Origin of the sequence: Providencia sp. PROV205, assembly GCF_028479505.1 — a bacterium.
Taxonomy (GTDB): domain Bacteria; phylum Pseudomonadota; class Gammaproteobacteria; order Enterobacterales; family Enterobacteriaceae; genus Providencia; species Providencia huaxiensis.
Window position 1 is genome coordinate 89,274 of the sequence record NZ_JAMPNU010000004.1, and the last position, 22,918, is coordinate 112,191.

Genomic DNA, 22,918 nt, shown 5'->3' on the forward strand with positions numbered 1-22,918 from the left:
ATCAATCAGCTATTGATATTTACTGTTGTGAATCACTTTGTTGCACATATGGTGTATACACACCGGTTAAGCTTTCAAGAAAGGCAACAATGTCATCGACATCTTTCTGTGGCAGTTCTTTACCGACTTGATAACGCAGCATCAGTTTCACGGCTTCATCTAAGGTGGCGACATCCCCACGGTGGAAATAAGGCGCTGTTAATTCAACATTTCTTAGCGTTGGTACTTTTTGGCGTAATTTATCACGCTCATCAGAGGTGACATTCATACGACCAATATCTTGTGCAGTGATTTCACCAAACTCATAGTCTTTTTTCAAACCAAGCGGTTCGAAGGAACGACCACCTAAGATCACACCACCATGGCAGGTTGCACATTTGTTTTCTTTAAATAACTGGTAGCCATGGAGTTGTTGCGCGGTTAATGCAGTCTTGTCGCCTCTTAACCAATTATCAAACGGAGAGTCTGGGGTGATTAAGGTTTTTTCGAACTCTGCAATCGCATCTGTGATGGTGTCACCCGTGAACCCTTCTGGGTAAACGGCATTGAAATCTTGCTTTAAGACAGGGTCTTTATCCAGTTTTTCAATGATTTCATCCCATGATTTTGATGCCATTTCGATAGGGTTTAATGGTGGGCCACCGGCTTGGGCTTGTAAATCAGGTGCTCTACCATCCCAAAACTGTTCGACATTAAATACCGAGTTAAACACCGTTGGCGCATTGATTGGACCTACTGCACCGCCAACACCAATTGACGTTTTACGGCCATCAACACCACCTGCATTGAGCGCGTGGCAGTGTGCACAAGAAATCGTGCTATCCCCTGACAGACGCGCATCATGATACAAGCGAAAACCTAATGCGACTTTTGCATCATCGACATCCAGTGATTTTGGAATTGGTTGAATTGGTTCATTGCGGTGCTCAGCAGCGGTATCTTGGCTGGCATAGTGCTCTTCCCGCTGTTTAGCTATCCAATTCAATAGGTTATCACGTTCTTCGTCACTGACGCTACTGGCCCAATGAAGTGCAACATAACGTGTTGGTGGCATGGTGTGGTTCTGCATAACCCACTCAATTTTATTTAATTCACTTTGCGGTACAGGTTCTCCTGCGATGAGTGCAGCGCGAGCGGCCTCAAGGTTGAATGATTTATAACCTAGCTGAATATCGTACTCCATCAGTTGCTTAGCAATGGGGAATGATGCGTAGGCAGGCAAATCAGTTGACGGCGTGTGACAGTAATCGCATCCTTTTTCAGCAAAGAATTTTAGGACTTGATTATTTTCTGCAATTTTAGATGTCTGAATGTCATTATTTTCTCTTCGTTGGTTATCGTGATACCACACATATCCAGATAACCCAAAATAACCGAGTAAAAGCAAAAATATGACAGCGACCGTAATGCGAGTAAGTTTTTTCATTACACTATCCTTGAAAGATTGCGGTCAAATATATTTAAATATTTTTTAATTAATATAATTCTACAGCCGGACTATGATGGATAAATAAGTCTGAGAGGTTCTTGATTTTTATCAATGATGGCCATCGGTTTAAGCGATTGCTGAAATAAGATTTGCCTATCAATGGTCGGGAAATAAATAATTCGAAGAAATTGTTTTAATTTAACCATATGAAATATATGTGTTATTTAATATTTTTTTGTGGCTGAAATATTATTGTCTGAGTAAAATGATTAGATAGCATTTATGATGGGTTTCTTTATTTCTTAAATTATCAAAATGAATTTAAGAAATTGAGTGTTTTTTATTTGTTGTAAATTAAATGCTTGTTTGAACTTGCTAGCTAATCTCACAAGGAAATCATGAAATTAAATTTTATCATTTAAACTTTAGGCTTTATTTATAATGAAAATGAACAAAAGTTAAAAATTAATTGTTAATTAAAAAACTATTTTTTTACGAAAAATAAGACAGTGTTCGACAATAGTCGTTAATACGAAGGTACTAGTTTCAAGCCAGCACTCAATAGGATTATTAGCGTTTTTATGGGTATTTTCCTTTTCTTATTATAATGGGTAAATTTAGAGGTTTCATTACTCTCTCAAGTAGCGAATCATAGAAGAATCTATGCTAGGTTTTTATCAATCTTGTCTACAAAAGTCTACGTCAGCTCGTTACATCAAGAGTTTTGGTTTGAAGAATGACAAATCTCTCTGAGTATGTCGATATGTGGTTATTTGATGAAAAATATTTGCTCTATCTGTTGAATCATAGAAGAATAATAAACAATAGCATGTTGTTCTTTGCGAAAGATAAAATTGAACACAGTACGTTTTCAATGGGTGAAGAGTGTGAATTTAATTTTTAAATTCTTAAACAATTTTTTTATGTACTTAGAACTTAATATTACGGTTCCTTATTATGTATATACTTAAAAGAATACTCATAAGTCTTTGCTTATGTAACTTATTATTTTTTTTATTAAACCCATTGGCAATATCAAAGCCAACCTCAGTACCCAAAGAAGTAATCACAGTTGGTGTTTTTGCTGATAGGGGGGTAGAAGAGGCGAGTAATCGTTGGCAAAAGACTATAGATTGGCTAAATGAGCGTCTCCCAGAATATCACTTCACTCTACAGCCTTTATTACTAGAACAGTTACAAGAAGAAATTTTACGGCAACGTTTACCTTTTATTATCGTTAATCCCTCTGAAAGTATCCGTATTGGTCGAAAATCATCACTCTCTTGGTTAGCAACTTTGATTAGCCCTATGGATAGCGGAACAAAATATTCAACAGGGTCCGCGGTTTGGGTGAAAGAAGAAAGTGTTATATCTTCAATTGAAGAGTTATCGGGGCATTCGATTGGGACTGCGAGTAAACAAGCTTTTGGCGGGTTTATGGCATTTGCTCATGATGTCATTCATGAAAGGAAGCTTAAGGGGTATTTTTCTCATTTGGTTGAGATTGGCTACCCTCATGAACATGTTGTGGATGCATTGGTTAGTGGGCAAATAGAGGGGGCGATCTTACCTGTTTGTTTGATTGAATCTATGATTTTAAAAGGTGAATTAAAGCCAAATCAATTACGTATACTTGGTCAGCGAAATAAATCTGACGCGCATTGTAAAGTATCTACTCATTTATATCCTAATTGGAGTTTTGCTATGACTAATGCGGCAGACCGTTTATTGGCTAAGCAAGTCGTTGTTGCTTTATTCGATATTCCGTCAGATTCTTCTGCTGCAAAAAGTGCCCAATCTCTGGGATGGAGTGTTCCTGAAAGTCAAATTGAGTTAGATCGGTTATTTACTGACTTAGGGGTGCATCCACTACAAGAAAAATGGTGGTATCAAACTTGGAATTGGTTAATTAATAATTACTACGCTACCATTGCTGGTCTATTACTGTTTGCAATTCTTCCTATTCAATACTTCTTTTTGTCTCTTCGTTACCGAAAGAATTATCTCAAACTGAGACATGCTCAAGAAAGTTTGCATAAGGTTCAACGTCACGCATTAGTTGATAAATTAGGTTCAGGCTTGGCACATGAATTGAATCAGCCTCTAGCTGCAATTCGCCTCTATGCTGAAAGTGAAATTTCACGAAGGAATCAAGGCAAATTAGATACAGATATCACTGTACTCTTAGATAAAATCCATCGACAGGTTAATCGAGTCGATGAGGTTGTGCGCCGTTTTCGTTCATTACTTCAAAAGAAAGCAATAGAAAAAAAGTATATAGATATAAATGCATTAATCGGTGGAACAATAGATTTAGTTAAAATATATGCAGATCAAAAGCACGTTCACTTACATTGGAAGTCAGCTAGTGATGCAGTTTTTATCTTTGGGGATAAAGCAGCAATTGAACAATTGCTTGTGAATTTGTTGACAAATGCAATTGATGCTACATTTCAAAATGATCGTGAACAAGTCACCATTACCTTAACGAAAACAAATGATAAAGTTGAAGTATCGGTTTACGATCAGGGTACAGGTTTATCAATGCCTTTTGAAAAGTTGTTAACTCCATTTGTGACAACGAAGCAAGATGGTATTGGTTTAGGGTTGGTGATTTGTAAAGAAGTCATGGAGTCCCATTTCGGTGAGTTTGAATTGATAAATTTATCAACCGGAGGCTGCCGAGCTGTAGCTCGTATCCCTATAGCTAAAGTTAAATAAAATATATTGACTGTACCCCGTCTTAATGTTCGGGAGCTCCAGAGGATTTTGGGATGAAAAAATCATTTTTATTTGTAGTTGATGATGATGAATCCGTATTAGACGCCTTGGAATTTATGCTACAAGGTGAAGGGTATGAGCCATTATGTTTCTCATCAGCAGAAGCATTTTTGGACTTTATTCAAAAACAATCAGGTGTATTGCAAGGATGTCTGGTTCTTGATAGTCGAATGCCAGGAATGAGTGGGCAAGAACTACAAGTTATCCTTCAACAGAATCATAAAACTTTAGGTATAATTTTTATTACTGGGCATGGTGATGTCCCTATGGCAGTTGATGCGCTTAAACTCGGTGCCGTAGACTTTTTACAGAAACCTATCTATAGGGAGTCATTGCTTAGTGCGGTAGAAGCCGCGTTGTCTTATAGTAAAAAACAAATATATCAAAAAAATCATATTGAAAAATATCAAAAGCTTACGCAACGTGAACGTGATATTTTAGCCTTGCTTGCGAATGGGAAAAATAATCTAGAAGTGTCAAATATTCTTCACATATCACCACGGACTGTAGAAGTTCATAAAGCGAGTACACTACGTCACTTGGATGTAACTACATTGGCGGAAATGATTAAAATTTACATTCAGATTGAGCCATTTATAGCAACTATTCCTCCTCCTCCAATGAGAATTCGGCGAAAAAAATAAAACCGTATTATTGACGCTTATTGATTAGATAGTTCTTGGTTAGCGTATCTAATTTGAGAAATATGAATATATTTCAATTGGTTATGATGTTATTTTTGATGTTCTATTAATTATAGAATTTAGCAGTAATCGCTGAATTCAAAAACAGTGAACCACATTATATACCCATGTTTTATGTGGGTACCCCTAATAGAAAAATGGCCAAAAAATCGTAAATATACTTATAAGGATTTAATACTATATAGGTATATGGTTATGGCACAACAGTATGGTTTTTTTGTTGATACGAGTAAATGTACTGGCTGTAAAACTTGTCAGGTTTCTTGCAAAGATAAAAACGAATTACCAATCGGCGTTAATTTCCGCCGTGTATATGAATACACAGGTGGTGAATGGACTAAACAAACTAGTGATGATACATGGCAACAAAATGTATTTGCCTATTATGTTTCGATTAGTTGTAATCACTGCAGTAATCCTGCTTGTACAAAAGCTTGCCCTACAGGAGCAATGCATAAGCGTGAGCATGATGGCTTAGTTGTTGTTGATGAAAAAATTTGCGTAGGTTGCCGCTACTGTGAAATGGCTTGCCCATATGGAGCGCCGCAGTATAACCCTGAAAAAAAACATATGACAAAGTGTGATGGATGCTTTGAGTTAATAGCTCAGAATAAAGCGCCAATTTGTGTTGCATCTTGTCCTTTACGGGCTCTTGATTTTGGGCCAATGGATTTCCTTCGAACTAAATATGGTGAAACGGCTAATATCGCTCCCCTACCAGATTCCAATCTGACTCAACCATCTTTAATTATTCGACATAATCGTCATGCTAAGCCTACTCATAGTCAGCAAGGCTTTATCATTAATAAGGCGGAGTGGTAACTATGCAGGAATTTCCTTTAGTTTTTTTTACTGTATTAGCTCAAGCGGTCGCTGCTAGTTTTATATTCTTGCAGTACTTGCGAGTCATTTCAGTCAGCTATCAATTTCTGATAAATAAAAAGCAGCTTACTAATATTTTCATTATATTACTTATTTTACTTGGAATATCAGGGGCCGTGGCATTAACTCATTTAGGTACTCCTTTACGGGCTCCAAATGTGTTACTCGGTTTAACCCATTCATCAGCTATGTCAATAGAAATTATAACGATATCTATTTTTGGTGCCATGTTATTTTCTCTGATATTTCTTGAAAGGTTTAATATAAATAATGTGATAAAAATAATTATCAATGTTATTGCTACTATTTTTGCATTTGCACAAATCATTGCCATTTCAAATGTTTACTATTTGGATACTGTTTATTTATGGAATTCGGAATGGACGTTAATAAACTTTATATCTAGTGGTTTTATTTCAGGTTCACTACTGATTGCACTGATCATTAAAATAGTCACTAATCAAGAAGATAGTCGGAAATTTTTTAATCAACTGTGGAGTGTTATTTTTATTATAAGTATGGCAGTTAATACTGGATATTTAATGCATTTTTTTACCCAGTTAGTTATAGAAAATATAATTTTACCTCAATGGATTAAATTGTTTTTGTTCATCAAAATGATGCTGATTGTATGTGCTTTTACTTGGGTAATCAGAAGTGCTGTACAGATTAAAACAGTCTCTTTAATACTTGTCACGCTTTTAGTCTTCAGTGCTGAGTTATTAGGCCGTGCTGTATTTTATGAGTTAATTACATTTAATCACCTCTAGAATTCTTATTAAAAATAGAGATATCATTATGCTTAAAGATACAAAAGACCAATTTGAAAAAGAACGTTATACGCTTTCTCGACGCCATTTTATAAAGCTGGGAACATTTTTAGGTTCAGGTGCTTTTTTATCTACTCATTCTATGAATGCAATAGCATCAGCAGTAATAGAAACTCATATTGGAGAAGTAACAAAATGGCATAACTGCTGGGCACATTGTCATTCCAGTTGTTTACTAAAGATTGTTACAGAAAATAATCAGATAAAGCGAATTGAAACTGATGATATAGGTAATGATCAATTCGGACAGCATCAAGTTCGAGCATGTTTACGTGGGCGTTCGCTACATAAACGTACATTTTCACCAGATCGCTTGAAATATCCAATGAAAAGAGTTGGCAAACGAGGAGATGGTGAGTTTAAAAGAATTAGTTGGGATGAAGCATTAGAAGAAATATATACTAGGCTGAGTAAAATTATTAGCCAATATGGTAATCAGGCTATATTTAGCCGTATAGGCTATGGTAAACCTGATGGACCCTATCATTTTGTTCCTCGCTTCCTTAATATGATTGGTGGTTTTCTATCACCTGTTGGTAATTATAGTAGCCACCAAATTGATACTGCCTCAACTTATACCTATGGGGATAAGTCTTACACAATGGGGAGTGCTCCAACAGAATTAGCTCGTTCAGACCTCATTGTTTATTTTGGTAATAACCCCGCTAATACTAGAATGAGCGGAGGTAGTGATACTTATCATTATCAAGTTAGCAAAGCGAAAAGTTCTGCTCGGACTATTATTATTGACCCTCAATATACTGATACAGCTTGTGGGCGGGAAGACCAATGGATTCCAATTCGCCCAGGAACAGATGCTTTATTAGTCGAAGCGTTGTCATGGGTTTTGATTACCGAAAAATTTGTTGATGAAGCTTTCTTAAAGGAATATTGCTACGGTTATGATGCAGAGCCTGCGATACCAGAGCATGGGCTACCCGCTTTAGACGCATCACTTAGTTATAAAGCGTATATTTTAGGGCAGGGTGAAGATGGAATAGAAAAAAGACCTGAATATGCGGCTCATATTTGCGGTGTTCCTAGCGAGCAAATATATAAGCTAGCGCGTGAATTAGGTAATGCTAAAGCTCCATTTATCGCTCAAGGTTGGGGGCCTCAACGTCATGCAGCTGGTGAGCAAACAGCTCGGGCCATATTTATGTTACCAATTTTACTTGGAAAAATTGGTTTGCCTGGAACGAATAATGGCGGCTCAGATTTTTTATTTCATAAAACTGATATTGCTAAGATGCCTACAGGCAAGAACCCCGTCAAAGCAAAAATACCTTGTTTTAAATGGTCGGAAGCGATCCTACGAGGTCACGAAATGACATCATTAAGTGACGGTATTGAAGGTGAAGATAAGCTTAACACAGATGTAAAATGTGTGTTTATGTATCAAGGTAATTGGCTATTAAATCAACATTCTGACTGTAATGCAATGGCTAAAATATTAGCCAATGAAGAGCTGCTTGAGTTTATTTTTGTCATGGATAATCATATGACTGCAAGTGCCAAGTTTGCAGATATCTTACTGCCTGATATCACATGGCTAGAAAATTCACGCGTTGTTGCATTTTCTACACATATAACAAAAACAGAACATGTATTGGATCCATTATATGAGTGTCGCCACCCTTATGATGTGTTTTCAGATTTAGCAGGAAAGTTTGGCATAAGAGAGCAATATAGAGAAGGTAGAACATGGGATGATTGGCAACGTCATTTATATGAAGAAAGCCGGGTTAAACATCCTAATTTTCCTAGTTATCAGGAATTGTCACAAAAGAAAACAATACGTAGACCTTTCGATCCTGAAGAAGATCGCTATGTATTAAAAGCATTCAGATTAAATCCTAAAGAAAATGCATTATCAACGGAATCAGGCAAAATTCAGATATATAGCCATAAGCTAGCTAAAATCGCGAATACTTGGCAATTAGATGAAGGGGACAAAGTTACTCCTTTACCGCAATATATACAAACATGGGAAAGCTACACGGATATAGATACGAAGAAACGATATCCACTACAGCTAATAGGATTTAAATCAAAAGGGCGTCCACATTCTACATTCTATAATGTCCCTTGGCTGCGAGAAGTCATTGAAGATGCATTGTTGATTAATCCTATTGATGCCAGTGAGCGTCGCTTGGAGCAAGGACAACTTATTCACGTTTACAATGATCGGGGAACTATCCAGATACCGATTAAAATCACACCTCGTATTATGCCAGGTGTTGTCGCTTTGGCTGAAGGAGCATGGTATAAGCCGGATTCTAATGGTGTCGATATAGGCGGATGCATTAATACTATTACTCGCTTAAGACCTACTGCATTGGCTAAAGCCAACCCACAAGGCACCAATTTGGTAGAAGTTAAGGCTATATAGTTGCTGTAGTTTATGGGGAAAGAGGCAAGTGATGAGAAATGACCAAAGTATTATTACAGATACTCAATTACAACTTGAACCATCAGAAACTGTTGTTACATTGAAGTTGTTATACCAATTATTTTTTTTCGAGCCAAATGCTATACTTTTAAAAGAAGTCTGTTCAAGTGGTATTTTATTATATTGGCAAGAAAAATTAGGTAATGATTGTAGTGTATTAGAAAACTATTTATCTGATGAAAATGTTTTAGATAAATTACAGGCAGACCATTTATCATTATTTGTTGGTATTGGAATGCCTCTAGCTCCACCATGGGGCTCTGTCTATCTAGATGAAGAAAATTTATTATTTCGCTCATCAACTTATCAGTGGATAGCTTTTTTAGAAGAGCATAAATTCCGATATATACTTGATGAAAAACAACCGCAAGACCATATAGGGTTAATGCTGTCAGTATTAGCGACACTATGGCAAAAAATAATGGACCCAAATTTAAAGGGTGAAGATAAGGAGTATTATAAACATGCAACTCGTATTGTTTTATATGAACATCTTCTTACTTGGGAAGAACGTTTTTGCCAATTAGTTTATCAAAATACAAAAACTCCAGTGTATCGATTGGCTGGGGAGATTACACATATAGTAGTAAATATGTTAGCAAGAGAATTACAAGTACAGCGTACAATGACCAAGCTGTTTTTCTAAATAATGCTCCCGCCAATATAAGGCGGGAGATAAAGTTAAAGGATTAATTATACATTTTCTTAATGCTGACCTTTTATCTTACATGTTTGTTAATTATTCCTTTAAATTTAATGCGCAATTGTGAATGAGTAGTATGGATTAATTATTTATAAGGATTTTTTAATAATGTTAATTTGAAAATAAATGTAATAAATAATTCAGAAACAATTAGGATGCGGATCATAAAAATACGCTTATAAAGAGAGTTCAGTCCCTGACATAAATAAGTTACACGATAAAAGTTTATATTTGATAGAACAATATTGGCATACTTTAGTGAGCTTAAATGAGGGGTAAAGTTTAAAAAAGCACAAGGTGAGCTCATAATAACTACCTTGTGCGATTTAAGTACTTTGGTTGGTAAAAATGACTTAGCTTATATCACTCGCATCGTGGCGTTCGCGTACTTGCTGTGCAGGATCACCTTGTAGGCGATTAACCCGTCGACCGCGCTGTACTGCTGGGCGTGCATAGACTTCATCAGCCCAACGAATGACATTTTTATATTCATGGACAGATAAAAACTCAGCGGCATCATAAAGCCAACCTTTCACTAATGCACCGTACCACGGCCAGATGGCGATATCAGCGATACTGTAGTTTTCCCCTGCAACATATCTATGTTCTGCTAAACGTTTGTCTAACACATCTAATTGACGCTTGGTTTCCATTGCAAAGCGGTTAATAGGGTATTCAAATTTTTCAGGAGCATAGGCATAAAAATGGCCAAAACCGCCACCTGCAAAAGGTGCTGAGCCCATTTGCCAAAATAGCCAAGATAAGGTTTCAGCACGTTCTGGTTGAGTTGTGGGTAAAAAAGCAGAAAATTTTTCAGCTAAATAGGTCAGAATCGAACCTGATTCGAATACTCGGATAGGCTCCTTACCACTTCTGTCGACTAAGGCGGGGATTTTTGAGTTAGGGTTAATTTCAACGAAACCCGAACTAAATTGGTCTCCTTCACCGATATTAATTAGCCAAGCATCGTACTCAGCCTCCTTAATGCCAAGGGCTAATAGCTCTTCTAACATAATAGTGACTTTTTGCCCGTTCGGTGTTCCTAATGAATATAGCTGTAGTGGGTGCTTACCTACAGGTAAAGATTTTTCGTGAGTTGCACCGGAAATTGGACGATTAATATTGGCGAATTTTCCGCCATTACCTTGCTCCCATTGCCAGACATTAGGGGGAATATAAGGGGTGTTTGCCATGAGTTAACTCCTTAACCGTTTTCAAAGATGGCGATTGCTTTCACATCATTTCTTTCATTATGACCGTGTTCCACTGTAGCAATCTCTAGTGAATTCACCACTATTATTATCTTATTGGGTTTGGTGAGAAGGCTAAATAGCACAGAGTGCAAGAGCTGATAGGGGATAAACGGGCTTGTTAAGTATTAACCCTGAACTCTTTTTCGTTTGTGAGTCGTTGTTTATACGCACAATGGCGGTTGAGTTCTTTATAGGAATTTCTGTGCCTTTTGGGTAGTTCGCCAATAACAAAAGGTAAATATTTTCATTTGTTATAAAAATCAGGGTGTGAAATGAGACCTAAATAAAAAAAAACGTTAACAAATGGGTTGTGCAGATCACTAATTCAAATAAAAAAAGGGTGTGAATAATTTGTGAAGATTGGCACTAATTTATCGGAGTGTATTTTATACATTGATAGCATATCAGTCATATTCAGCGGTATCGGAGTGTGTCCATGCTTGTGCCAAATTCAAACATCTACCAAAGCTTATTACAGAGAGCAAAAGTGCAGCCAGACGCTGTTGCCATTGTATTTGAAGAGCAAAGTTGGAGTTATCGCCAATTACTTGTGAAAGTAAATCAAACAATGTTGTGGCTAACAACCACCGTGCAGTTGAAAAAAGGCGATCGAATTGTACTCGGCTGGGGTAATACGATTGAATTTTGCCAATTATTTTATGCCGCGGTAGGGCTGGGTATTCAGGTAATGCCCTTAAGTACCAAAATGAAAGAATTTGAAGGTAAAGAGCATTTATCCTGTATTAATGCCGATGCCATTTTTTGGGATGATACATACCAACCATGGCTGGCACAGCTCAGTGAAAAAGGAGTTAGCCTTTCTCAGTGGCGTAATTTAATCCTTACCGATGAAATTAATTTTATTAACCAAGTTGATGAAGAAGACCCAGCGGTGGTGATATTCACTTCGGGCACAACGGGAACACCGAAAGGTGCTGTGATCACGCACAAGAATATATTATCTGCTGTATATGCCTATCAGGAAACGTTAAAGTTATCTGAACACGATAAAACAATTTTGGCTGTACCGATTTATCATATTACGGGGCTCTCCGCTATTTTAGCATTATTTATTCATATTGGTGGTACGATCTATCTTCAGAAAAAATTTAATGCAAAAGATATTATCTCAACAATTGCAAGAGAGAAAATAACATTTCTACATGGTTCTCCAACTGTATTTATATTGTTAATTCAAAAAATAAAAGAAAATAAAAGTATTAATCTAGAAAGATTTAATTCATTAAAAATGATTGCTTGTGGTGCAGGGCATTTAAATGAAGGTACGATTAAAGAGCTTTCTTATATATTCGCCAAAACATCTATTCATTCTATTTATGGTTTGACTGAGACATCATCCCCGGCCACCATATTTCGTGAAGATATTCGTTATAGTGATAAGAAAGCGAGCTCAGGTACACCAGTTCCCGGATTACAGGTGGCCATACGTGACGATAACGGTAAAGATAAACCCGCTAACACGACAGGTAACATTTGGGTGAAGGGGGATGTTGTTATCCAACGTTATTGGCCTGACAGCCCTGCGAACACGACATCATTTAATGATGGTTGGTTTTTCACAGGGGATATTGGTTATAGGGATGATGATGGTTTTCTTTATATTCAAGATCGAATTAAAGACATGATTAACCGTGGTGGTGAAAAAATATATTCTATTGAAGTCGAAGATTTGATTTCTAATTATCCGGGTGTTAATGAAGTCGCTGTCATTCCAATTGAAAGTACCATTTATGGTGAAGAGCCTATTGCATTTATTATTCCTGAAAACCAAGTATGTTTAACCAGTAAAGAAATTATTGAATGGTTAAAAGACAGGGTGCCAACTTATAAAGTTCCAGTAAGAATTATGTTTACACGTAATTTCCCTAGAACGTGGAATGGGAAAATAAGTAAGAAAGATTTGAAATTACGATATTACTCTTTAAATAACTAAATTCTAAATTAGTTTTTAATTAATCAAAAAGGGGCTATGAAATATTAGCCTTCAGGTAGGTTTTATCATGAATAATAAATTTATTTCGAAACAAGATGCCGCTAAATTAATTAATAATGGCGATACGATTTGTACTGTGGGAATGACATTAACCAGTGCTGCTGAATCTATTTTATCGGCAATTGAACAACGTTTTTTATCCGAGGGTACACCAAATCAATTAACACTGGTTCATGCGGCTGGACAGTGTAACCGTATTCGAGGGAATCAACACTTTGCCCATGAAGGGATGGTGAAACGGATCATTGGTTCCCATTGGGGGTTAGCACCTCGATGGATGCAAATGATTAATGATAACCAAGTCGAAGCGTATTGCCTCCCTCAAGGGCAAATGGTGCACTTATATGGCGCAATGGCTGCAGGCTTACCGGGGCGCTTATCCAAAGTAGGGTTAGGGACATTTATCGATCCTGATCTTGAAGGCGGTAGGATGAACGCGAAAACGTTGGCACTTCCTCCTTTGGTTGAAAAAGTGAATTTCAAAGGGGAAGAATGGTTATGGTACCCAGAAATTCCCTTAGATGTGGTGGTGATCAGAGGAACTCACGCTGATAGTAAAGGTAACCTCACCACCGATGAAGAAGCCATGGCCCTAGAGGTCTTGCATGCGGTACTGGCGGCTAAACGCTTTGGTGCGAAAGTGATTGCACAAGTGAAGTATTGCGTTGAAGAAGGGACTCTGCATCCCAAGCGTGTCACTGTTCCCGCAAGCTTTATTGACCACATTGTCGTGTGCGATAACCCTGAAGAAGACCATCGCCAATCCTCAAGCTGGTTTTTTGACCCAACTCTATGCGGTGATATTCGCACCCCTGTCCAACAAACTACGCCATTACCTTTGGATATTCGCAAATTGATTGGGCGAATTGCATGCCGTTATCTATATGAAAACTGTGTGATTAACTTAGGAACGGGTATTCCAAACGATGTTATCGGCTCAATTATTCAGGAAGAAAATGCAACTAAGCGCGTCGATATTACCGTGGAGTCAGGGATTTGGGGGGGCGTCCAAGCTGGCGGTATTGATTTTGGTATAGGCCGTAACCTATCAGCGATGATTAGTCACCAAGACCAAATGTTGTACTACAACGGTGCAGGCGTTGATATCACGTATATGGGCGCAGGGGAAATGGATGCCCGTGGCCATGTCAATGCGACGTTGCTAGGCAATATTTGCCCTGGGGCAGGTGGGTTTATTGATATTACCCAAAATGCGCGGCACGTGGTGTTTTGCTCGACGTTTACCGCAAAAGGGTTAGATATTCGTTGTGAAAATGGGCAGTTAAATATTGTGCGGGAAGGGGATATTAGAAAGTTAGTTAACCAAGTACGGCAAATTTCATGGAATGCGGATGTCGCACGAAATATCAACCAAACCATGCATTTTGTCACGGAACGTGCAGTGTTCACATTAGGGGGGGAAACCCCAGTACTGGTTGAAATTGCCCCCGGTATTGACCTAGAGCGTGACATCCTTGCCCATATGGACTTCGTACCCGAAATTTCCCCTGATTTGAAGGTGATGTCTTCTTCATTATTTGAGGAAGCCCCTTTTGGTCTGGTTTCGTATTTATAGTTTCAATATTAAAGAGGAATTTATCCATGTTAGTACAAGATAAAGTCGCCATTGTGACGGGTTCTGCAAGAGGTATTGGTTTTGCTATTGCTCAGGTGCTTGCGGAAGAAGGGGCAAAAGTCGTTATTTCTGACTTAGCCATGTCGTCAGGTGAAGAAAGTGCAAAACAGCTACAAGAACAAGGCCATCAAGCCATTTTTATTCCTTGTGATATTGCCAAGCGTGAAGAGGTCAATACCTTATTTTCTAAAACGTTAGCACACTTTGGGGCGATTGATGTACTGGTGAACAATGCGGGGATCAACCGAGATGGCATGCTGCATAAATTAACGGAAGATGATTGGGATAAAGTCATTGATATCAATCTGAAAGGAACATTTAACTGCATGCAAGAGGCTGCAAAATTAATGCGTGAGCAAGGACATGGGCGAATTGTCAATATTTCCTCGGCCAGTTGGCTTGGGAATGTTGGGCAAGCCAACTATGCCGCGTCTAAAGCAGGGGTTATTGGTCTGACAAAAACGGCTTGCCGCGAGTTAGCCCGTAAAGGTGTCACAGTAAATGCGATTTGCCCGGGGTTTATTGATACAGATATGACCCGTGGTGTACCTGAAAAAGTGTGGGACATCATGATCAGTAAGATCCCTGCGGGTTTTGCCGGGGATCCGCGCGATGTAGGCCAATGTGTTGCCTTTTTAGCCTCTGATAAAGCGCGTTATATCAATGGTGAAGTGATCAATGTTGGCGGCGGAATGGTGCTATAGGGGGAAATAATGAAACAAGCGAATGATATTGTCATTGTGAGTGGTGTGAGAACAGCAATTGGCACGATGGGGGGAAGTTTTGCAAATACGCATCAACATGACCTCGGAGCTGTGGTGATCCGTGAAGCTGTGAAAAGAGCAGGAATTGCCCCCGAAGATGTTGATGAAGTCATCGTGGGTAATGTTGGGCAAATCGCAGAAAGTGGTTTTATCGCACGTATTTGTCAGCTACGAGCAGGGCTCCCAAAAGAAACGACTGCATATTCGGTTAACCGCCAATGTGGCTCAGGGTTACAAGCTTTAGCTGATGGCATGATGCTGCTACAGACTGGCCAATCCGATGTTGTGGTGGCATGTGGTACAGAAAATATGACGATGCTGCCGTATTACTTACGCAAAGCGCGTTATGGCTACCGCATGGGGAATGATGTGCTCGAGGATGGGTTAACGTCTATCTTAACTTGGCCAGAAGGCCCTTATCACAACGGAATGACGGCAGAAAATGTTGCAGAACAGTTCAATATTACCCGTGAAGAAATGGATGATTTTGCATGGGATAGCCAGCAAAAAGCGTTAAAAGCGATTCAAGCGGGTTATTTTGCTGATCAAATATTACCCGTAGAAATACCTGAAGGCCGTAAAGGCACGCGTATTTTTGATACCGATGAACATCCACGGGATACACCACGTGAAAAATTAGCAAAATTGCGCCCTGCATTTAAAGCTGATGGTGTGGTTACGGCAGCAAACTCTTCAGGTATCAATGATGGAGCTGCGGCATTAGTGATGATGCGTCGTGAAGAGGCGGAAAAACGTGGTCTGAAGCCAAGAATGAAAGTGGTCGATTGGGCTGTAGCAGGTTGTGAAGCGGCCATTATGGGCTTTGGACCCGCGCCAGCAACCCGTCGATTAATGGAAAAGCTCAAAATGGATGTAAAAGACATTGATTTAATTGAGTTAAATGAAGCGTTTGCTGCACAAGCTATTGCAGTCATGAATGATTTGTCTCTTGATAGCACTAAAGTGAATGTGAATGGTGGCGCAATTGCTCTGGGTCATCCTGTGGGTGCCAGTGGGGCTATTTTGCCTGTGAAGTTAATGTATGAAATGGAACGCCGCCAGGTTGCTACCGGGTTAGTGACTATGTGTATCGGTGGTGGTCAAGGGATATCAATGTTGTTCGAAAGAGAATAAGAAAAACTGCAAGCAGAAAGCCCGACGTGGGGCGTCGGGCTGTTGCTGAAGTAAAACAACAGGTATGGGTCACTTATTGCCGAGAGCCGTACCTGTTTCACTACAACATGAGGATCTTATCTATGTTTTCTACAAATGCAAAGTTAGATTATGCAGCTCAGGGTAAAAAAACTAACGCAAAGATATATCGTAACCTGATGCCGTTGTTGATTTTAGCGTACATTATTAGCTTTATTGACCGAACCAATATTGGCATGGCAAAAAATGCGATGTCGATTGATTTAGGATTATCTGCAACCGCATTTGGTATTGGTGCAGGGCTTTTTTTCCTAACCTACTCGATTCTTGAGATCCCAAGTAATTTAATAATGGAAAAAGTGGGCGCGCGTTTTTGGATCACGCGGATTATGATCACTTGGGGGTTATTATCTGCGGCAATGGCGTTTGTGACAGGGCCGACTTCTTTTTATATCTTGCGGTTATTACTAGGAGCGGCTGAAGCGGGTCTATATCCTGGGGTCATTTTGTATATGACATATTGGTTTAGCCAAGAGGAGCGGGCTAAAGCAACAGGATTATTTTTACTTGGAGTCTGTCTCGCGAATATTATTGGGGCACCGCTGAGCGGCCTATTATTGAGTATGGATGGCTTATGGGGCTTCCATGGTTGGCAATGGATGTTTGTTATTGAAGGCCTGCCAGCAGTTATCCTAGCATTTGTTGTGTGGTTCGTGTTGCCGAATAAACCAGAAGATGCGAAATGGTTAGATGAAGATGATCGGAATTATATTAAATATAAACACGATCAAGACAAAAATAGCATTAGTGTGAGTAACAGTAAATTCTCACTCAAGGCGGCATTTAAAAATAAAGCCTTCATGATGATTGTTGCTATCTATTTCACTCACCAGTTCTCGGTCTATGGCTTAAGTTACTTCTTGCCTACTATTATAGGTGAGTATGGCAAATTGACGCCTATTCAAATTGGCTTATTAACAGCAATCCCTTGGATTTCAGCTGCAATTGGTGGCATTTTTGTGGCGAGAAAGGCCAATACACCACGACGTTCATCACGCATTCTAGTTTCAGGTTATGCAGTAATGGCGGTTGGGTTAGTGATTGGTGCCTTAGGCGGCCCAGTAGTCGGTTTAATTGGCTTTTGCTTAACTGCATTTATGTTTTTTGTGGTTCAATCTATTATTTTCTCACTTCCACCGACGTATATGAGTGGCAGCATGCTAGCGGGAAGTTTGGCATTATTGAACTGCTTAGGATTATTTGGTGGCTTCCTTGGCCCGTTTATTCTAGGATTTTTTGAAGATTATACAGGAACAGCCACTTCTGGATTATGGTTTGGTGTCGGTTTGTTAGTTATTGGAACGATTATTGCTTCACGAGTGAATACTAACGGTATGAGCGAGCCTGAATCACTACAAGTATCGGCTCCAGCGGAAAGCAAATAATTCAACATCGCCATTTACAATAGGAAAGTCTGCATGAAAATTGTTATCGCACTTGATTCCTTTAAAGGAAGTTGTTCTGCAAGGTTGGCATGCCAAGCCGTTGCTGAGGGTTTCAAGCGTGTATCCTCTGAGTTAGATATGACGTTATTACCCATATCTGATGGCGGAGAAGGTTTGTTGGAGTCACTGGAACATAGCCCCGTGCTTTCTGGTGTAACACCTTACATTTTTAGCTGTACTGGGCCTTATGGTAGTAAGGTTGATGCAGGGTTATTAGTGCTGGAGGAAAAAACTGCCTTTATTGAAATGGCGCAATGCTGTGGGCTGGAATTAGTTCAACGTGAACACCGTCGAGTTGAGAATGCCTCAACTTATGGTTTGGGTGAAATGGTCAAACATGCATTAGATATGGGCTGCTCTCGTATTATTATTGGGATAGGAGGAAGTGCAACTAATGATGGTGGTGCAGGATTTGCTCAAGCATTAGGTGCTCAGTTCTATGATAAAAACTCGCAGCTTATTGAGGCGCCAATTTGTGGTAAAGATCTCATTAATATTGCAAAGATTGATTTTGATAAATTTGATTCACGAGCCGTAGAAGTTGAATTTAATGTCTCTTGCGATGTTGAAAACCCTTTATTAGGCAAAAATGGTGCGACTTATGTTTATGGTCCCCAAAAGGGGGCCGACCAAGCCACACTCGACCAGCTTGAAATCGGAATGGCTCACTATGCGAAATTGATGTCAACAATAACGGGGAAAGATGTCTCACTGGAGGCTGGCAGTGGTGCAGCGGGTGGGTTAGGTGCTGGGCTTCGTTGGTTTGTTTCGGCAAAACTCGAAAAGGGAATTGATCTCGTTTTGGGGCTCCTTGGCGCAAAATCTTATATTCAACAAGCGGATTTAGTCATTGTAGGAGAAGGGCGGCTGGACAGCCAAAGTGCGAATGGTAAGGCTCCTGTGGGAGTGGCTCGTATGGCCAGCCATTATGGTGTGCCTGTCATTGCACTTTGTGGGGGGTATAGTGATGATAGCCGTATCCTATACCAACATGGCATTACCGCAATGTGGTCGCTTTGTCCGGGGCCGGTTTCCCTTGAGCAAGCAATGAAAAATTGTGAGCGTTACTTGGCAGATACAGCTGAAAATTTGCTGCGTACCGTACTCGCAAATTCGAATACGTAAATAAAACCCTAAAGTGAGGCGGTAAGATGCTACTGACTGAAAAACTAGCCAATGATATTGTCACGCGTGCAATGGGAATTATCCATCACAACGTCAATGTGATTAATAGTCAGGGCGTGATTATCGCTTCAGGAGAAAAAAAGCGTATTGGTGAAACCCATGAAGCCGCAGTGGAAGTGATCCGCTGCGGCAAACGGATCACTATTTACAATGAAAATGAAGCGCGAGCTTATTCGAATGTGGCACCGGGGATAAACCATCCGATTGTTGTGGCAGATAAAGTGGAATTAGTTATTGGTGTGAGTGGTGATCCTGTTGTGATCCAGCGTTATGCCGAGCTCGCTATACTGACGGCTGAGCTGCTAATTCAACAAGAAATTGAGCGGCGTAGTATTAACTGGCAGCATCGTTTGCGTGACATGTTATTTGTCCAGTTTATAGAAAGCACAACGCCAGCACAGGGGCGCAGTGCATTACTAAAATTGCATAATTCCGGTTTTGCGTTCACTTTACCGACTATTCCTGTGATTATTAATATTGAAGCTATTCAGTACCGTCCTGAAATACTCGATACGATCATTACTGAATTATCCGCTATGGAGAAAAGTGATGTGTTATTACTCAATAGCCGCGAAATTTTGATGCTATTTCCATCAACACATTATCAAAATGAGTCATTTATTCCGAGCCTTCATTTCATTTTAGATAGCCAACTTAGCCAATATTACATTGGTGTTGGTGTTCAGGCAGATACACAGGAACATGTGAGAGATGCCGTTCATTTCGCACGTTCAGTGATTGAAGTTGGCCGGCTAACGGTTCCCGATAAACAAGTCTTTTTATTTAAAGAAATGGCATCTTTATGCCTCTTTAATGAATTGGAAAATAGCTATCTATTTAATTTCTTTTTAGATATTTGCCATAAAATATTGTTGCATGATTCGGGCGATATTTTGCTTGAAACCCTGGAGTTATTTTTATCGCAAAATGGCGAAATAGGTAGCACAGCGCAGCAATTAGGTATTCACAGAAATACATTAAGTTATCGGTTACAACAAATTAAAAAGCAAACTAGTTTGGACCCCACAAGGTTTACGGATCTTATTCAGCTATCTGTTGCTATGCATGGCTATCGTCGACGTTACCCAAAACAACAGCCATGGCTCGATGCATTAAGTTGAGGTGCTGTGTCATGACTTTTGTTGTAAAACCCAAATAGCGGCTTCAACACGCGATTTTAAATTAAGTTTCTTTAGTAAGTGTTTGACGTGGACTTTGACGGTGCTCTCTGTGATTTGTAATTTATTCGCAATCATCTTATTTGATAGCCCCTGTGAGATTAAATCTAAGATATGCGTTTCTCTTGGGGTTAATGCGGATAGATTATGCTCTGTAGCGGCTCGGCTATCTCTTAAAGATTCAGCTAAAATGGAGGTAAGCGTTGGGCTAACGACCATTTTACCACTTGCTGCTTCTTTTAATGCAATAATGAGTTTTTCGGGTTCCATGTCTTTGAGTAAATAGCCATCAGCACCTCGTTTTAATGCATGAATTAAGTCTTCACCGTAATTGGATACTGTAAATAAGATAATTCGGCCTGAAAGTTCGTGGCTACGTAAATTATCGAGTACTTCAAAGCCATTCATACCCGGCATATTGAGATCTAATAGGATTAAATCGGGGTCTTGCTCTTCCGCAATTTTAATACCCGTTATTCCATCGTCTGCTTCACCAATGACCTTCAATGTGGGTTCTAAACTAATTAATTGTTTAACACCGTTACGTAGCATCGGGTGGTCATCAATCAGTAAAATGGTAGATTGCCCAGTCAGTTTATTGTCATTTTTCATTAATGAGTTACTCCAATTTAATTAGGCCACAGTCAGTGGAAATACGACATTAACCGTAGTGCCACCCTGAACTCTTGGGGAAATTTGATATTTCCCATTTAGGCTTAGGGCTCTTTCTCTCATAATAATCAATCCATAATGGTTATTTTTTGTTGGCTGAGGTTGGATCCCTTCCCCATTGTCTTCTATTGTCATGGTGATTAACCCATTATTTTCGATTAATGAGACTCGCGACCAGTTCGCATTAGCATGTTTGAGAATATTGCTTAAAGCTTCTCGGATTATCTGAATAATATGAATAGATTGATGTGGAGAGAGGCTTTTGGCTGGAATTTGGTAATCTAATTCAATTTGAAAACCAAGACGTTGGCTGAATTCTTGGATTGTGCTTTCTAAAGCAGGGAATAAGCCTGGTTCAGTTAATTTTAGCCTGAAGGTTGTTAAAAGTTCACGTAATTGGCTATAGGCGGAATTTATTTCATTGCGCATTTCGTTTAATAGTTCTTGGTGCTTAGTTGGCAATGTTTTAGGTTGCATTTGCAGATAACTAATTTGCATTTTGAGACAAGATAATGATTGTGCGATGGAATCATGTAATTCTCTCGCAATCGCCGAGCGTTCATCCATAATCAGTAACTGCTGTTGTTGTTCTAATTGGTGCTCCATCGCTAGCATTCCAGCAATTTGTTTGACTAGCATGAGCACTAAATTATTTTGCTCTTCAGATAATGGCTGGTTTATATCTATTTCAGCCAAAATCATGCCATAACGCTGTAAGTTATCGGAAATCTCCCATGATATTACTTTAAGGTGCTCAGCTTTTTTGGGTGACTTGAGACAGTGTTCCTTGTTTTCAGGGCAATGAATTTCTTGAAAGCAGGCATTATTATTTTCTTCATATAGCCTCAATCTGATGTTTTGTAATGGCATTAAGCTTTTCAGTTCAGATAACACTTTTTCTAACCTGACGGATAGTGGCCCAATGGCATGTAAGGTGCGATTAGATTGGTATAAATAGAGTAATACGTTATTTTTATTTTGTAGATCAGCCGTTTTTTCGATAACTCGGGATTCTAATTGATGGTAACTCTGTGCGAGCTCATCCGACATTTGATTTAATGTTTGACCCAGGGAATTTAGCTCATCTTGTTTCTTGCCGACAGGGAAGCGCTGACTAAAATCTTGATGGCTAATCGCATTCACCATATGAAGTAACTTAAGCCAAGGTGTATAAATTTTCTTTCTAAAATGGCAGATAGCAAAAATAAGTAGCAATGAAACGAGGCTAATAAATACCATTTGGGTGATGGCTACATAGGTTATTTTTCGTTCTGTTTTTTCATCAATATTACGAACTAATGCATCGAGTTTATTAACGAAGGTAACGACCGCAAGACGTGCATCACTAGGAGAAACTGCATGGTTAAGTGCTGGTTTTAATTCTGTAACCCAATATTGATAAAGCTCAGCAAATTGCGGATTTAAATCTTCTATTTCGACAACTTGTGTCAGTTCATTGCTTAATAAATTTTTTTCAAGCTCACTAACATATACGTCAGAGTATTGGTTGAGTGGCACTAATGAAAGTAAATGATAGCTTTGCATCCGCAATGAGCCTGACTTATTAATTGCATGTGCATTTCCTTGTACACTAATAATCATACTATTTGAAATTGTCATGCCAATAATACCGAGTACGGCAATCAATAACATTAGACCAATAACTTGGTTAATGATTGAAAATCGGTGATAAGCAATAGACATAAGTGATCCTTTCTACTCTTTACGTTTATTCATTATTTTTGATAACGTAGATATTGTTTCTCTATTATATAAAA

17 protein-coding genes are annotated in these 22,918 nt (G+C 39.0%); 13 read left to right on the top strand and 4 right to left on the bottom strand.

Features of this window, described 5'->3' with window-relative positions; all coding sequences use genetic code 11:
• Positions 1-19: 19 nt before the first annotated feature.
• The gene (locus tag PR800_RS04220) at positions 20-1,426 is read right to left on the bottom strand and encodes a cytochrome-c peroxidase (protein ID WP_210848267.1); all 1,407 of its coding nucleotides are present in this window, start codon (positions 1,424-1,426) and stop codon (positions 20-22) included.
• A gap of 960 nt (positions 1,427-2,386) precedes the next feature.
• Here PR800_RS04220 and PR800_RS04225 point away from each other — a divergent pair.
• From PR800_RS04225 to PR800_RS04250, 6 genes are all read left to right on the top strand, one after another.
• Entirely contained in the window at positions 2,387-4,150 is a 1,764-nt protein-coding gene (locus PR800_RS04225) for a sensor histidine kinase (RefSeq protein WP_272530278.1), read from the top strand.
• 53 nt (positions 4,151-4,203) lie between these two features.
• Positions 4,204-4,854 carry a response regulator transcription factor gene (locus PR800_RS04230; RefSeq protein ID WP_166185224.1) on the top strand — a complete coding sequence of 217 codons (651 nt, stop codon included), beginning with the start codon at positions 4,204-4,206 and terminating at the stop codon, positions 4,852-4,854.
• A gap of 255 nt (positions 4,855-5,109) precedes the next feature.
• A complete protein-coding gene (locus tag PR800_RS04235) occupies positions 5,110-5,736 on the top strand; it encodes a DMSO/selenate family reductase complex B subunit (RefSeq protein ID WP_102138119.1) in 627 nt (208 codons plus the stop codon).
• Between the two features lie 2 nt (positions 5,737-5,738).
• Positions 5,739-6,566 (top strand): dimethyl sulfoxide reductase anchor subunit family protein, encoded by an 828-nt coding sequence (locus PR800_RS04240; protein WP_166185226.1) that lies wholly within the window; start codon positions 5,739-5,741, stop codon positions 6,564-6,566.
• A 28-nt stretch (positions 6,567-6,594) separates the two neighbouring features.
• The gene (locus tag PR800_RS04245) at positions 6,595-9,018 is read left to right on the top strand and encodes a DMSO/selenate family reductase complex A subunit (RefSeq protein WP_166264138.1); all 2,424 of its coding nucleotides are present in this window, start codon (positions 6,595-6,597) and stop codon (positions 9,016-9,018) included.
• A gap of 31 nt (positions 9,019-9,049) precedes the next feature.
• Positions 9,050-9,724, top strand: a complete 675-nt coding sequence (locus PR800_RS04250; RefSeq protein ID WP_195697821.1) for a TorD/DmsD family molecular chaperone — start codon at positions 9,050-9,052, stop codon at positions 9,722-9,724.
• A 410-nt stretch (positions 9,725-10,134) separates the two neighbouring features.
• Here the strand turns inward: PR800_RS04250 and yghU are convergent, their stop codons facing one another.
• On the bottom strand, positions 10,135-10,974 hold the full coding sequence (gene yghU, locus PR800_RS04255; RefSeq protein ID WP_166264142.1) for a glutathione-dependent disulfide-bond oxidoreductase: 840 nt from the start codon (positions 10,972-10,974) through the stop codon (positions 10,135-10,137).
• A 496-nt stretch (positions 10,975-11,470) separates the two neighbouring features.
• Here yghU and PR800_RS04260 point away from each other — a divergent pair, with 496 nt between their 5' ends.
• From PR800_RS04260 to PR800_RS04290, 7 genes are all read left to right on the top strand, one after another.
• Positions 11,471-12,988, top strand: coding sequence for a class I adenylate-forming enzyme family protein (locus PR800_RS04260; protein ID WP_206276584.1), 1,518 nt, complete (start codon positions 11,471-11,473; stop codon positions 12,986-12,988).
• Positions 12,989-13,055: 67 nt separating this feature from the next.
• The gene (locus PR800_RS04265; RefSeq protein WP_166264146.1) at positions 13,056-14,624 is read left to right on the top strand and encodes an acyl CoA:acetate/3-ketoacid CoA transferase; all 1,569 of its coding nucleotides are present in this window, start codon (positions 13,056-13,058) and stop codon (positions 14,622-14,624) included.
• A gap of 26 nt (positions 14,625-14,650) precedes the next feature.
• Entirely contained in the window at positions 14,651-15,388 is a 738-nt protein-coding gene (gene fabG / locus PR800_RS04270) for a 3-oxoacyl-ACP reductase FabG (RefSeq protein ID WP_102138111.1), read from the top strand.
• Positions 15,389-15,397: 9 nt separating this feature from the next.
• Entirely contained in the window at positions 15,398-16,582 is a 1,185-nt protein-coding gene (locus PR800_RS04275) for a thiolase family protein (protein ID WP_102138110.1), read from the top strand.
• Between the two features lie 122 nt (positions 16,583-16,704).
• Entirely contained in the window at positions 16,705-18,045 is a 1,341-nt protein-coding gene (locus PR800_RS04280; RefSeq protein WP_166264150.1) for an MFS transporter, read from the top strand.
• Positions 18,046-18,078: 33 nt separating this feature from the next.
• Entirely contained in the window at positions 18,079-19,230 is a 1,152-nt protein-coding gene (locus PR800_RS04285) for a glycerate kinase (protein ID WP_195697818.1), read from the top strand.
• Between the two features lie 26 nt (positions 19,231-19,256).
• Complete coding sequence (locus tag PR800_RS04290) at positions 19,257-20,411, top strand: CdaR family transcriptional regulator (RefSeq protein ID WP_166264154.1); 1,155 nt, start codon at positions 19,257-19,259, stop codon at positions 20,409-20,411.
• Positions 20,412-20,420: 9 nt separating this feature from the next.
• On the opposite strand, the gene narL is transcribed toward PR800_RS04290, so the two are convergent.
• Both narL and narX read right to left on the bottom strand, forming a co-directional pair.
• Positions 20,421-21,080 carry a two-component system response regulator NarL gene (narL, locus tag PR800_RS04295; RefSeq protein ID WP_272530280.1) on the bottom strand — a complete coding sequence of 220 codons (660 nt, stop codon included), beginning with the start codon at positions 21,078-21,080 and terminating at the stop codon, positions 20,421-20,423.
• A gap of 21 nt (positions 21,081-21,101) precedes the next feature.
• Positions 21,102-22,844: a nitrate/nitrite two-component system sensor histidine kinase NarX gene (narX, locus tag PR800_RS04300; protein ID WP_272530281.1), complete on the bottom strand. Its 1,743-nt coding sequence runs from the start codon at positions 22,842-22,844 to the stop codon at positions 21,102-21,104.
• Positions 22,845-22,918: the final 74 nt, after the last annotated feature.